Origin of the sequence: Butyrivibrio sp. AE3004 (assembly GCF_000703165.1) — a bacterium.
Taxonomy (GTDB): domain Bacteria; phylum Bacillota; class Clostridia; order Lachnospirales; family Lachnospiraceae; genus Butyrivibrio.
This window is the reverse complement of sequence record NZ_JNLQ01000002.1, coordinates 1,175,106-1,189,384: the sequence shown is the minus strand read 5'-3', so window position 1 is coordinate 1,189,384 and position 14,279 is coordinate 1,175,106. Positions and strand designations below refer to the sequence as shown.

8 protein-coding genes are annotated in these 14,279 nt (G+C 40.2%); 1 reads left to right on the top strand and 7 read right to left on the bottom strand.

The annotated features are described in order from the left end of the window. From BV60_RS0108390 to htpG, 6 genes are all read right to left on the bottom strand, one after another. Positions 1–3,582, bottom strand: coding sequence for a DUF5717 family protein (locus tag BV60_RS0108390; protein WP_029320864.1), 3,582 nt, complete (start codon positions 3,580–3,582; stop codon positions 1–3). A 92-nt stretch (positions 3,583–3,674) separates the two neighbouring features. After that, positions 3,675–4,892, bottom strand: a complete 1,218-nt coding sequence (locus tag BV60_RS0108385) for an ABC transporter permease (protein ID WP_029320863.1) — start codon at positions 4,890–4,892, stop codon at positions 3,675–3,677. A gap of 53 nt (positions 4,893–4,945) precedes the next feature. Next, positions 4,946–6,157, bottom strand: a complete 1,212-nt coding sequence (locus BV60_RS0108380) for an ABC transporter permease (protein ID WP_029320862.1) — start codon at positions 6,155–6,157, stop codon at positions 4,946–4,948. 11 nt (positions 6,158–6,168) lie between these two features. Beyond that, positions 6,169–7,686 (bottom strand): efflux RND transporter periplasmic adaptor subunit, encoded by a 1,518-nt coding sequence (locus BV60_RS0108375; protein ID WP_029320860.1) that lies wholly within the window; start codon positions 7,684–7,686, stop codon positions 6,169–6,171. Positions 7,687–7,713: 27 nt separating this feature from the next. Beyond that, positions 7,714–8,412: an ABC transporter ATP-binding protein gene (locus tag BV60_RS0108370; RefSeq protein ID WP_029320858.1), complete on the bottom strand. Its 699-nt coding sequence runs from the start codon at positions 8,410–8,412 to the stop codon at positions 7,714–7,716. A gap of 250 nt (positions 8,413–8,662) precedes the next feature. Continuing rightward, entirely contained in the window at positions 8,663–10,792 is a 2,130-nt protein-coding gene (gene htpG, locus BV60_RS0108365) for a molecular chaperone HtpG (protein WP_029320856.1), read from the bottom strand. Positions 10,793–11,153: 361 nt separating this feature from the next. Here htpG and BV60_RS0108360 point away from each other — a divergent pair, with 361 nt between their 5' ends. After that, positions 11,154–13,169 (top strand): methyl-accepting chemotaxis protein, encoded by a 2,016-nt coding sequence (locus BV60_RS0108360; protein ID WP_029320854.1) that lies wholly within the window; start codon positions 11,154–11,156, stop codon positions 13,167–13,169. 59 nt (positions 13,170–13,228) lie between these two features. On the opposite strand, the gene BV60_RS0108355 is transcribed toward BV60_RS0108360, so the two are convergent. Further along, the gene (locus tag BV60_RS0108355) at positions 13,229–14,272 is read right to left on the bottom strand and encodes a right-handed parallel beta-helix repeat-containing protein (RefSeq protein ID WP_029320852.1); all 1,044 of its coding nucleotides are present in this window, start codon (positions 14,270–14,272) and stop codon (positions 13,229–13,231) included. Between the last annotated feature and the right edge of the window lie 7 nt (positions 14,273–14,279).

The following is a 14,279-nucleotide window of genomic DNA, read 5'->3' as shown; positions in this document are numbered from 1 at the left end:
TTAAAGCATCCTAAATAGTTTATTTGTGAGGAACCGCTTCTTGTAGTATTCAGCAAGAAGTCTGTCCACGGTATCATAATCCTGAAGAGTCTTACCTATCATAATATCGTTTATAATAGAATATCTTCCAGCTACCGTATCCTGAACAATATCATTCTTGGATATTGTTCCGCTTTCAGTAAGCTTACCTCCGCGTCCGTTATAATTCTCTTCTGTTATGTAGTACTGAATCTGCTCACCAAAGAACAGAATAAACGACGCATCGAAAATTCCCTGATACATTTCCTGCATTGGTACTGTCTTGTATTCCTCATTTTCATCCTCACTGGAAATGTAGTGAACAATACATTTTGTTCCGGGAGTGGTACGATATTCAATTATTGATTTATCGCAAAACCGTTGCATTTCCGGAAGCTCATTCTGATAGTACATAAAGAATGAGAAAAAGATATCTTTATCCAAAAAGCTCTTCAGAAATGCTCTCACAATGGCAGGCTCCGTTTTGAGGTTGTCATGATTGGATTCCGTAAGGAATCTGAGATATGCCATCTTGCACACATCAGGCAGTGTTACACCTTCCCTGGCAAGAGCCCCTATCCTCTCAAATACGTAGCTGTCGGTTACCATGTTATCAACAAAATAGTCATGAGCACACTTTGCAATAAATGCTCTCTCCAGCTCATCACCACCACCGCTTTTTTCGACATAGCCTTTGAAAAGCTCTATCTTATCACCGATATGAGCACCTGTATAAAGCAGCTGCACAAGCATTCTCTTTGCAAGTCCATAGGAATCTATTCCGGTTGAAACCGCAGTCTTCCAAAGGTCCCTCATCTCTTTGATGGTCCCGGTATAGCTCTCTGTAAGGAATGCTATTAACTGGTCATCATATTTGGACTGTGCGAAGGCATACCAGGCTATCCTTGAGTTATCCTCCGTGCATTCAAGAGAATCATTGTCCAAAAGTCTTCCGCACAGTCTCATGACAACTCTCGGATCGAGCTTATATGTTCCAAATCTGCTAACAAGGTTATAGGCTTTCTCGTAGTTGCCGGACATAACCATGAGCTCAAACATATTACTTCTGTCAGCGGTACCAAGCTTATCAAGCTCAACTTCATCCATGTATTCGGATAACTGACGTTCAAAGTTATTATCGTAGTAAAATCTGATAAGACTCTCTCTTATCCTTCTTCTGCATATACCTCTGATCTGCGGGCTCTCAGCCAGTTCCCTGTACCTTCCCACATTTTCCATTGTGATGGTATAGGAATTTTTCTCAAGCTCTCCCAAAAACAGATCTATGCTCACCTGCCCTTTTTGAATATAAGGCACAGCATAGGAAGCAAGCTGTCCCACGAGCATAAGCTTAGAATTACTGAAAGGAATTCCCTCAGCAAATCTGTAATCGTCTACGTCCGAAAGAAAAACAGAGTAATCACTGCCGTACAAAGGTACATATGCAACGCCTGAAACAAGAGGATATTCAACTTCTTTCTCAAGCTTGTCATAGACAACAATTACTTTTGTCATGCGATCATTGTCTGTTTTTATCTCATTACTGTAGAGGATGCGCATAACCTTATCACAGTTACTTGCATCGACCATCTGTCTGGTAAGAAGATTTTTATATAAATAACCAAGGTCCTTATTTATCCGGCCCTTATCAAGCTGTTCAAGCAGATATCTCTCAATCTGGATCCTGTAAGAATCATAAAGATCCGGATATTCATCTCTGTGCTCATGAAGATATCTGTAAAGTATTGCATTCTTCTCATAATCAAGGTCACTCTGATATGAAAAGAACATGAGAACCATCTTGGAAATATCACATGGAAGCATCCCATCCTCATCAAGGTAAATGGAAGCCATATAATATTCGTAAAGCCTCGTTATGTGAAGTTCGTTGTCAACGCCAAGAGCATACCAGGCAAAAGCCTTCTTATCCGTTCTGTTACCTTTTATCAAAAGCGAGCAGACGGCTTCCAAGGATTCCTTATCCTCTCTGAGCTCATAGCATTGCATGAGAATTCTGCAAAGCCTCTCGTTATAGTTCCTCTCCCTGGAGCCGAGATAAACAACCTGATCGATCAGTGCAGGCTGAAGTATTCTCTTCTTCGCTCCGTACTGAAGTGTCTGAAGTTCAAATTCTCCCATTCTTGAAAGCATTGTGGGAGACTCTGTCATAATATTCAGACTCTCTATAAATAGAATTGGACTTCTGCAGCCATCATAAAATTGCTGTTCCAAAAGCATCCATCTGCTTGAAAGGCTGGACGAATATTCCTCTGAAATATAAAGAAGAAGCCACGCTATTCTCCAGTTATCCGAATTTCTGGAAAAGATTCCCTCCATCATTCGGGAAACTTCATTTATCGAGTACTCATCCCTTGTAATTAGTGTAGTAAGGTACAGATAATAACAATAAAGCGTATCATTATCGGGATATTCCTCTTCCAAAACAGTCTTCATCTGGTCGAGTATCCATTTCCCCTCACTGACTCTTGAAGCAGTGATAAGATACTGGGCAGTATAGAGTCTGAATGCGGGATCCTTTGAGTCTATCGCATTCATTCTGTTTACAAGCTTACCGCTCTCAGACAGCCATTCTCTGGAGCCTATTTTTTTGCTTCTAAACGCCTCATAGGTTTTGACAAGCTCTACCGTCAGCTTCTTTTTCTCCATCTCCGTTGTTGACAGATGCTCTATTCCGAGATTCATCCTGACAGTTACGGGAATTACCACCTTTGTGTACGGTGTCTGGAAAGTAACAGCGCCATAATTATTACCGTCGTGCAACATATCTGCATCAATCCTGAATTTAAAGAAGCAGTTATTACCGATAAAATCATTGTCGGTTATATCCAGTGAGTCAGCAGACAGAAATGGCCCGTCAAACAATACTTCAAGGCGTGTATAACCCCAACCGTTTCTCGTAAGCATAATTGTATGCTCAGATACAGCTGTCGGATTTTTTATATCTATCTCGGTCCTGTCCGGAATATAAGAAATAGGCTGTTTTTTCTTTATGGAAATAAGAAACTCTTCCATGTTGGGTTCTGACATTGGAATAGCAGAAAGTCCACGATAGAGACTTTCAAATCCATCATCATTTTCCTCAAAAACATGGATAAACTCATCCGAATAGAAAAGCTTTTTGGCTTCATCCCAGTCTGTTTTTGCCAGATTCACAAAGTGAAACATGTTGCGAATCGGTCCCATGCTGGACATAACATGGCTTATCTCCACGCTTACAACAAAAGGAAGCTGATATTCTCCCTGATTTGAAATTACGTTGAACTCGCCCTTTATGGCATCTCCGGCACTTAAACCCGAGCCGTCGAATCTGTAGCCAACTTCATATTCATATCCGGAAAAATCAGCTGTTATGACCTGCATCCTGAGTTCAGAGCTGGAAACTACTCCCTGAACCGGTTTGTCCTTAGGTCCATAGATAATAAAGCTTCCCTCTGCGATCTCACCGGGCTTGATATTGAGTTCCAGCCTGGGAAGAGAGAAACTTAAAGATCTTTCATTATTTTCAAATTGTCCGTTTAATATGCGATCAATAATACTATTCACGAAAAGATTCCCCGAAGAAAACATATTCCTAGCTATTATACCATAAAATAAAGCTACTCAAAATTTTTGAGCAGCTTTATTTTATAATATTTTTAATCCTGCCTCAGTGCCTCAATCGGATCCATTCTGGCAGCTCTTCTTGCCGGATATATTCCAAAGAAAAGACCGTCCGCTATAGAAATAGAAACTACAAGGATCACATTTGAAAAACTGATGATAGGTGGAAATGACATAAACATTCCTACCACTTTTGTAAAAATAAACCCAAAAAGCATTCCTATCATACCACCAAGCAATGTGATAACTGCCGACTCTGTAAGAAATTGCAGCAATATGTAGGATGTTCTGGCACCGAGAGATTTTCTGATACCGATTTCCCTTGTCCTCTCAGTTACAGTTACAGTCATTATATTCATAACTCCTATGCCGCCAACAAGAAGGGAAATAGCAGCTATTAGTGCTACCACCAGAGTAACAATATTCAGAATATTGTTATACGCTCCCGCTATACTTGCAAAGGACTGTATCTGAACCGCACCTTCTCCTCTCACATCAATAATGTTCTCGGTAGCACTTTTTGCCTTTAAGGCAGTTTCATCAGCTGTTCCGGGCGTTGCATACACCTTAAAGCTTGTTATCTTATCGCCTGCCTGTCCCAGCTTTTCTGTCAAAAAAGTATATGGCACATAAAGCGAAATCCAATAGTATGCCTGCTCTTTTTTTCTCACTGCTTCACGTGCATTTTTGATTTCTTCATCCTTACTCTTTGTAACACCGATGACTGCACATTCCAGACTTTTGGGTCCTACATTTAGCGTAAAGCTTTTTTCCAAAACATCATCCGTATAAAAAAGCAATATTGCATCTTCCTGGGACAATACACATACAGCTGCCCCGGAATCAACCTCATCCTGCCTGAAAAATCTCCCCGAATACATTCCTTCGGTATTTTCTCTGGCAATATCAGGCATACCACCGGTAAGTCCAACATTACTCTCCTGCCTTTCGGTTACTATAGTTCCGTTCGCGCTAAGCGAATTTGTTATTCCGAGAACTTCGGGCACTGCTTCCTTTATTTTCTGTAAATCCCCGGATTCCAAATATCTGTCAGTTTTCTTTGCATCAATGTTGATAGTAATCCCGCCTGCAGACATATCATCAAGTGAGGAGTTTACATATCCCTTCATTCCGTTTCCTATTGAAAGAATAGTAATTACCGATGCTATACCTATGATTATACCGAGCATTGTAAGAAATGTTCGGCCTTTATTCTGTTTTATGCTGGAAATTGCACTTTTTAAATATTCCATAAGCCTTCATCCATTCTTAGACCAGTCTTTTTTCTAATCAGCAGGGCGCTTCCTCAGTTACGTGAAAGGGCATCTATAGGCTTTAATTTAGCGGCTTTCCTTGCAGGATATATTCCGAAAAACAATCCTATCATTATGGAAAAAGCTGCAGCACCCGTCACTATAACCGGGTCAATTACAGGCTTTAGATCAAGGAGTATGCAGCCCACATAAGCAACACCTATGCCCAGCGCTATCCCCACTATTCCTCCCATAAGAGAAATGATTGCTGACTCTGCAAGAAATTGCACCATAATGGCCTTTGTTCTCGCACCTATTGATTTCCTGATACCAATCTCTCTTGTTCTCTCCGTTACCGAAACCAGCATTATATTCATAACACCAATTCCTCCTACAAGAAGAGATATCGCCGCAACAAGCGACATGAATGCGGTGATAGCGCTCATTATCTGATCAACCTGGCCGGAAACATCCGACATACTCATGTAAAAAACAGCATCCTTACCGCGGAGGCCAAGCCTGTTTTCAAGAAATCTGGAAATACTTTTTACTATCGTATCAGGCTGATCCGATTTCCAAAAAATTTCCATAGTAGAGAACTCTGACGCATCTCTTCCAAAAGCATTTGCGTATGTGGTGAGTGGCATTTCAACCATTGCAAAATACCCTTCCATTTCAAGCATCTGCATGATCATATTTGACCAGTCTTCCTTGACACCGACTACTTCAAGTTCAACCGATGAGCCTTCAATCGACATTTCAAGAGTCTTCCCGACTGCATCCTTTGTCCCGAAAAGATGCTGCGCATCATTTTCCATAAGAACACATACTTTTGCAGCCTGATTCACCTGGTCTTCCGTAAAATAATTACCTGTCTTTATCTTGGTTCCAACAGAATACTGATAATCTGCACCTGCTGCAGTTATTGCTGCGTCATAGGCTCCTCTGTTGCCTGTAACAACCCCCATCTCAGAAGTTGAAAAGGTCGCACCCAAAAGACCCGGAAATTCTTCTTTTACAGCTTTAATATCCTCATTATTAAGCCATCTGTCGGAAACAGAAGCATCAATATAAATATCAGCAACATTACCACCGATAGCACTGACCTCATCGGCAACATAGGCCGACATTCCGTTACCTATCGTAATAACAGCTATAACCGACGCAATTCCAATTATGATTCCAAGCATAGTAAGACATGTTCGCATCTTATTGCCCAGAATATTTTTCATAGCACTTTCTATGTATTCAAAAAAAGTATCCATAGAGCCTTCCGTTATTCTGCGCTGCTTACCGCTGTTACCTTTGTGCCTTCAGTAAGTGTTGTGGGATCATCTGTGACTATTTCATCACCTTCCTTTATTCCTTCGGTAACCTCTGCATCTGTTGTTGTGGAAAGCCCGATAGTTACAGGTCTTCTTACAAGTACACCATCCTCTATAACAAATACATAATCTCCAACAGAATCAGTTCCGATATATTCATAAGGAACCACAACTACACCTTCCGCTTTATCGGTATGTATCTTATTGCCCGCTTCAACTCCGAGAATTATGCTGTCATCAGGATTTTTAATCTTTATCTGTCCATCAACCACCGGTACTCCGCTCGAGTTGTTTTTTGCAGTTCCGGAAATTTTTGAAACCTCACCCTCGTATTGTTTTCCGTTTATTGTGACATCAACCTTCTGGCCTTTTTTGATCTTGCTAAGATCAGACTTTGATATCTGAATATCTACCCTTACATCATCCGTACTTTCAATTGTCATTACCTTTGTACCGGGAGTGACGGTTGCACCCTCCTCCGTACCGATCTCTGTAATTACACCTGAAAAATCTGCTTTGATTCCGCCCTGTACAGCCTCAATATCCGCAATGGTATCTGTATTTTCAAGTTCAGCAAGTTCTCTTTGTGCCGCAAGTGAACTCTTTTCACCGGCAGTAAGAGCACCAAGCTCAGCTGAGGACTGTTCGCTAAGATCCTGTTTTTCCTCATTCAGAGCCGTAATCTGTCTGTTCCACTCCTGGATTTCAGGGTCATTGCTTATGGCATATGTCACTTCAGCTATAGCATCCTGGATTTCCAGTGCCATCTGGCTTTCACCGTCATCTGTTCTTCTTTCGTTTGGTGCCTCATTTTTCTGTGCAGCATCATAGCTGTCAGAAACACGATTTTGATCCACGTCCTGACTGACCTTTTGAAGATCCGTAAGTGTCTGATTCATTCTGGATGTTTTTTCCTGAATCTTATCATTAAGAGCATCCACTTCTTTTGTAATCACATCAAGACGATTGTTTATATCATGAATACTTCTTCCCTCAAGGACATCAGTTGCTTTGCCGTTCTTTTCGATACTACCGCTGTAGCTTCCGTTTGCCTGTTGAAGATTTAGCTCTGCCTGCTTTTTTGTTTTTTCAAGATTCGCTTCATCATAAGCGTAGATCACATCACCCTTGCCTACTCTGTCACCAACGGTCAGTCCAAGTTTACCGATAGGTGCCTGAAGCTTTGCGTAATAAGTTTTAGTCTCGTCCGAGGCCACATTACCACTTATCGAAACGATTACCTCTATATCACCTTTACCGACTTTAGTAATGTTTACGGATTTTGGTGCATTTTTTGCTTTGATATTTGCAAAAACAATACCTCCTATAACGAGTGCTGCAACACCAAGTACTATAAATTTTAAATAGCCTTTTTTCTTACCGGGTACGTAGGTTTCGTTATTCTCAGTAGTAATCCCCTCTGCTGTTTCCGAGCTATTTCTCTTTTTCTTTCCAAAAACCAGATTCATACTCTCTCCTCTTCTATAAACACATAATTACAATGAAAAGCTTTCATTTATCTCGTCATTAGCAATTTTTCCATCACTAATGGTAATTATCCTCTTCGCCTGTTTGGCTATTCCCGGATCATGTGTGATAAGAATAACCGTACGCCCCTCTGCATAAAGATTCTTGATCGTATTTATTATTTCTTTACTGGATCCGCTATCAAGATTTCCTGTTGGTTCATCCGCAAGCAGAATAGGCGGAGCCTGAGCAATTGCTCTTGCTATGGCAACTCTTTGCTGCTGACCACCTGAAAGTTCGGAAGGCTTGTGCGTCATTCTTTTTCCAAGTCCTACATGCTCCAAAGCCGCAACGGATAACTCTCTCCGCTTTTTCTTCGGAACACCTCTGTACATCAAAGGCAGCTCGACATTTTCAAGCGCAGTAAGTGACTGTATCAGATTAAAGCCCTGGAAAATAAATCCAATCTCCCTGTTTCGCACATCTGACTGTTCATCATCTGTCATATGTGACACATCCATACCATGCAAAAGATACTTTCCACTGGTTGGCGTATCCAGACAGCCAAGCATATTCATCAATGTGGATTTGCCCGAACCGGACTGACCGATAATGGCCACAAATTCCCCTTCTTCTATTGTAAGACTCACATGATCAAGAGCCCTGACTTCATTTTCACCGGGATTATATATCTTGCATATATCTTTCACTTCGACTAATGCCGGCATTATTTCCTCCAACCTTCTTTTTTCAATAAATAAACATTTTATATTCTATACCAAATCTATATATCAAACAATCATAAACCACTACATATTGATTGAATTGTACACCACTAACAACCATAATATATAACGTAATGAAATACAAGATGTCTTCATATCATTCTTTTATGTCACATGATAAAAAATAATATCACGCAAAAAAGCAGACCGGATTCCTTACACGAAATCCGGTCTGTTTTGCACTCATTTTAAATTATTTTGCAAGAAGCATCATTATATCATTGCTTCTCTGTACAAATTTTGTCATGGACTCTGCATCAAGAGGAGCATTCTGAATACGTGCAAGGTCATAGAGCTGCTCGCAAATTGTATTTACGTTTTCCCCTTCTTTGTTATCCATTACATATTTAACAAGTGGATGATTTGCATTTAGAATAAGTGTCTGACCACCCATTCCAAGATCACCCATCATCATGCCGTTTGCAGCATACATTTTCATCATATCCTGCATACGACGGGTTTCTTCGGAAACAGTAAGCATTGAGGAAATCTTCTTATCCTTAAGCTTTTCAATCTTAACTGTAAGCTGTTCATTTTTAACAGCCTTTTTCATCTGCTCTCCGATTGTCTTCTCAATCTCTTCGAATTCCTTCTCAGCCTTCTTGGAGGTCTTGCTCTTAAAGGTATCTGTAAGATCAGCATCGATTCTCTGGAATCTGATATCCTGATTTTTTGACTCAAGCTGCTGTATGAAAGGCACATCTATATTGTGATTGAGTATGAAAGCATCCATCTTCTGCGCCTTAAACATATTGATGTACTGGCTCTGCTGCTGTTCATCCGTAACGTAATAAATAGTGCGGGGCTCTTTTTCCTTATCGTCTTCCTTGGAATCCGTGTTAGCTTCACCCTCGCCATTTACTGCATTTCCGTTTTCATCAACAACCTCGGCCTCAACCTTATTACCGTTTTCATCCTTAGCTTCTTCTGCTGCAGCAGCCTCTTCAGCTTCCTTATTGATCTGAAGAGCTTCGGGAAGTGTTAAATATTTGCCGTCAAGGTTCTTGAAAAGAATATAATCATTCATCTTCTCACAGAACTTGTCATCCTTTAAGCAGCCATACTTAATGAAAGGTGAGATATCTTCCCAATATTTGTCATAGTTTTCCTTATCGGTTTTGCAAAGACCTGCAAGCTTCTCAGCCACCTTCTTGGAAATGTAATCTGAGATTTTCTTAACAAAACCATCATTCTGAAGTGCGCTTCTTGAAACGTTAAGAGGCAGGTCAGGACAATCGATAACTCCCTTAAGAAGCATTAAATATTCAGGTATAACTTCCTTTATATTATCAGCAATGAATACCTGGTTATTGTACAGCTTTATCACACCTTCAGCGGATTCAAACTCCATGTTGATCTTGGGGAAGTAAAGAATACCCTTTAAGTTGAAAGGATAATCCATGTTGAGGTGAATCCAGAAAAGAGGCTCCTTATAATCTCTGAAAACTTTTCTGTAAAACTCCTTATACTCATCATCGGTACAATCCTTGGGTGTCTTAGCCCAAAGAGGATGAGTATCGTTAAGAAGCTGAGGTCTTCTGCGGATCTTAAGCTTTTTCTCCTCTTCCTTCTTCTCTTCACCTTCTTTACCGGAATCGGTATTAGTCTCTTCCTTTTTCTCCGGCTCAATAACTTCAATTACAATATCGTCATCGCGTTTCTCTGATTCCTTTATTGTCTCAGTGCCTTCTTCGTTCTCTCTGCTAAGGTAAATCTCATAAGGCATAAATGAACAGTATTTCTCTATTACTTCACGAGCCTTATACTCATTGCAGAACTCAAGGCAGTCATCTGAAAGATGAAGTGTGATGGTTGTACCCACTTCCTTCTTTTCGCCGTCCTTCATCTCAAAATCAGATCCGCCGTCACAGGTCCAGTGTACTGATGCAGCATCTGATTTATATGAAAGTGTATCTATTTCAACATAATCGGAAACCATAAATGTTGAGTAAAATCCAAGTCCGAAATGTCCTATAATCTGGTCAGCATTTGCTTTATCCTTGTACTTGTTAAGGAAGTCCGTAGCACCGGAAAAAGCTACCTGGTTAATGTATTCCTCAACCTCTTCGGCTGTCATACCGATACCGTTATCTATAATCTTGATAGTCTTTTCCTTATCATTAAGAACAATATCCACACGGGGCTTAAAGCCATCGGGAAGTGTGTACTCACCCATCATGTCCATCTTGCGGATCTTGGTGATGGCATCACATGCATTTGAAACCACTTCTCTGTAAAAAATATCATGATCCGAATACAACCATTTCTTTATTATAGGGAACATGTTCTCAGAATTGATTGAAAGATTACCTCTTTTTTCCATTTGTATTGCCTCCGTAAATCATCGCAGTTACAAAATATATTATCCTGCGTTTTTCATATATTAAGGTGGATATATCAATGTTCTATTAGTTGTAGAATACCCACAAATATGAGTTTAAAACTGACCACGTTAAATGTCAATAAAAAATTAGCACTCAATCAAAATGAGTGCTAACAAAATGGTCTCAAATTTATATTTTTATGCATAATTTAACAAAACCAGCCATTTTTATAATATAGATTAAATAATTATAAACTGCCTTACAATTCTATAAACTCCATTTAATATTATGTTATTTCGTCTAAAATGATATTAGTAGAAAAAACATTAAGTGGCTAAGGCCGCGCATGGAGGTTATGATATGGCAGGTAGAAATAATACAAAAGTAAAGAAAAGTATTAGTAAAACTCTTCTGATAAGCCTTATGCCGATCATTGTAATTGGTATTGTGGCTATCATCATGTTCCTGACGCTGAGTGCAAAGAGCACCATTACAGAAATCACTCTTATGGATCTTGCCGCAGAAACCAAAGCAAATGCTTTAGATCTTGGCACTCCTTTCAAAATGCTTACAGCAAAATTCGGTGAATACTGCGACACAATGGAGCAGGTTCCTTTTGAAGATCATGACGCAATGTTAAAATATATTGAGCCCTCTGCTGAGTATAAGGCAGTCGAAAACTCCGGTATTTATATCGGCTTCTCAGATGATACATATATATTTGCTAATCACTCTGTTCAGGATTCATCCTGGAAACCGACAGAGCGCGAATGGTACAAACAGGGCCTTGGAAACGAAACCTTTGTAACAACAGATCCTTATGTGGATTCATCAACAAACTCACTTTGTGTAACCTTCGTGCGACAGAATGACTTTTACAATGGTGAATTTGGTGTCTGTGCTGCTGACGTATTTCTTACAGATCTTCAGAGCTCCGTATCAGAGTTAAAGCCCATGAAAACCGGTGGTTCCATGGTCATGGGTGGAGATTACATTATTTCATTCTTTGATAGTTCATTAAACGGAGTCAGGATTTCCGAAGCAAATAATGCATACTTAACAGAACTTAAGGCTTATGTTGAAAGCGGTTCCGAAGAGCCTATACTCATTAAGCAGGATGGTTCAAGTGACGAGTATTATATCTGTGCATATCCGATTCAGGGAACTCCCTGGACTCTTATTTCCTCAATAAGTAAGAATGAAGTACAGGCTTCCTCAAATAGATTCATGAGAATTGCCATGATTGCAATGATTCTTCTTATTGCCCTTATTGTTATCGTAATTCTCTTTACAATAAACAGAGTAATCACAAAGCCTGTTAAAGGTCTTTCAGAAAGCATCCTTAAGATTTCAGGCGGTGATTTCACTACCAAGATGCCTGCAGACAAAGGTGATGAGATCGGTCTTATCAGTAAAGAGATGGACAATTATGTTCATATCATGAACACAACCATCAATTCCATTCAGAGTAAGGCTGAACAGTTGAAAATGGACTCCTCCTCTTCAAGAGATGCTTCCGGTAAAATGTCAGAAGGCGCAAATGAGCAGTCCATCTCAATGGGCCAGATTCAGACTACCATGGATGATATCGCAAATGCAGTAAGTGAGCTTGCAAACAATGCAACACAGCTTGCAGGTGCTGTTGCAGATCTTACAGACAGCGGAACACGAACCAATGAGATCATGCTTGAATTGGTGGACCAGGCTGATATCGGACAGCATGATATGAATACGGTTCAGTCAAATATGGATGAGATCAATTCTTCAATGAATGAAATGAATGACGTTGTTTCAACCGTAGGTGAATCCGCTGATAAGATTACTGAGATTGTCGCAATGATCGACTCTATTTCACAACAGACTAATCTCCTCTCACTCAATGCCAGCATTGAAGCTGCAAGAGCAGGAGAAGCCGGCAAAGGTTTTGCGGTTGTTGCTGATGAAATCGGTAAGCTTGCGCAGAACAGCCAGGATGCCACAAAAGAAATCAGCAGCATCATATCCGAGATCACACAGCTTATACACAATCTTGCTGCCAAGTCTCAGGCCAATATGGATGCCATAAATAAAAACAGCGAAGCAGTTGCAAAAGCAGGTGACAGTTTCAACAAGATTTATGAAGATCTTAATACTACCGCTGCTACCATGAAAGATATGATAAGTATGATGGGTAATGTAAACGATATCGCTTCCAGCGTGGCAGCCATTTCGGAAGAACAGTCCGCAAGCTCCGAGGAAGTTACCGCTACCGTTACCTCCCTTGCTCAAAGTGCCCAGGATATTGCAACCGAATCCAAAGGCGTGGAAGATGCAGCAAATTCCGTATCAGATTCAGCTGTATCGATCAATGATGAGCTGAGTAAGTTCATTATCTAATATTATTAAAAAAAGCTCCCCTATCACACCGATACATGTGACAGGGGAGCTTTTTTCTTTTAGAATTTGTAATGGTCGCTAATCTTACTTTTTTTCACCTTGGTCTTTTTGTGATCATAAAAGGTGCCCTTTATCTTACATTTATTTAAGACAACGCCCTTTCCGGAATAGTTGCCACAGTCACCCTTGAATGTGCAGTTTGTGATCTTTACAGTCTTGGCAACAACCTTATTGTTTGAATTGAAATAAGGATTAAGAATATTGAAGGCAAAAAATTGTCCGTTTTTATCGCCCTTCTTTTTACAGGTAATGGTGGTATTTTTAATCGTTATATTTTTGCAAACAGAATTCTTGGGAACATTACCGCCGTTTGTATTGGGCTCTATCAAAATGCCACACTGAGGTGCTGCGCCGTTAGCCTTTTTTATTGTGCATTTATCTATCACGACATTACTTGCAGCAACTATAGCAATATTGTTTCGTCTGTTATTTGAAACCGTGCAGTTCTTTATGTTGATGTTACTGCACCCGGGTAATGAGCCATCACTGTTTGATGAGCCAAGATAAATACCATCTCCCCAGCAATCGGTTATATTCACATCAGTAATGGTTATGTTATTGCAATCCTTAACACTGATTCCATGACCCTCATCACTGTTTACTCTGCTGTGTCCATTTCTGTTTCCGACTATTTTGCCGCCATTTCCTTCAAGGCAAAAGCCGCTAGCCCTTACATCAATCGCACCAAATTCATCAAACTTAGTGGGAAGGACATTTAAAACCGTCCCCTTCGAAAACCTGAAGGTTATATTTGGCTTATCTACATAAATACCGATTCCCGTGCCTGAAAAATCAAGAATGTCTATATCATAAGTACCATCACCAAATACAACTGTTCCGCCACCGGCTTCACTTGCTTTTTCAAGTGCATCCTTAATTGCCTGTCTGTCTCCCTTTCCATCATTCACCTTAGCTCCAAAGTCCTCAGGTTTAAATTCTCCTGCCGCTTTTACGTTTACGGCAGCGGGAGCTGATATGCCAATTGCAGGTACTGAAATTACTGCAGCCATTAACATTGATAAAGCTTTTGTTTTAACCCTCATAAGAAAC